Genomic DNA, 317 nt, shown 5'->3' on the forward strand with positions numbered 1-317 from the left:
TATGCAAATTGTTCCATTCGTCTACATCAAGAACTGGATCGACTGCTAAGGAATCCTGCCCTTTGTAACGTTCTACGACCATTTCAATAATGTCTAGCTCTGTATCAGCAAAATGCGGTTGAATAGCTTTCGCTACTTCTTGTGCGCTATTTTCTTCTACCCATTTTTGCGCTTTATACATCGCTCGAGTGAATTTTTCAACCAATACTTTGTTTTCTTCAATATAGCTTTGTTTAGCCATATAGCTTGTGTATGGAACATGGCCAGATTCTTCACCAAAGGAGGCAACAATATAGCCTCGGCCTTCTTGTTCAAAC

Annotated in this window: 1 pseudogene; it reads right to left on the minus strand. The window is 39.7% G+C overall.

The features are described from left to right. Positions 1-317 (minus strand): annotated as a pseudogene (locus PZE06_RS27495) (ABC transporter substrate-binding protein); the annotation flags it as partial.

Source organism: Robertmurraya sp. DFI.2.37, from assembly GCF_029211245.1.
Classification (GTDB): domain Bacteria; phylum Bacillota; class Bacilli; order Bacillales; family Cytobacillaceae; genus Robertmurraya; species Robertmurraya methanolica_A.